General features: G+C 40.9%; 1 protein-coding gene. It reads left to right on the top strand.

Annotation, left to right across the window (positions count from 1 at the left end; all coding sequences use genetic code 11):
- Positions 1–215: hypothetical protein (locus PG418_RS19080; protein WP_498837891.1), on the top strand; the 215-nt coding region annotated here is incomplete at both ends.

Genomic DNA, 215 nt, shown 5'->3' with positions numbered 1-215 from the left:
CATTGTGGAGAGGGAGTTTTATTCATCAAGAAAAAATCTGGGAATAGCAGTTCTGCAAGTGAAACTTTCAGCTATGCATCTTTGCACCCATACAGCAGCTTTGTAGCAAACTTTGAAGTGTTTGGGAAAATGTATGGAGAGAAGGATGCGTTGCATGAGATTAACAAGGAGCTGTTTCTGGAAAAAATGAAAGAATGGGGAGTGGAGGTAGAAGG

The organism is Bariatricus sp. TF06-38A (genome assembly GCF_027690675.1).
GTDB lineage: Bacteria > Bacillota > Clostridia > Lachnospirales > Lachnospiraceae > Allocoprococcus > Allocoprococcus comes.
Note: the sequence above shows the minus strand (reverse complement) of the source record. Positions and strands in the feature narration are given on the sequence as shown.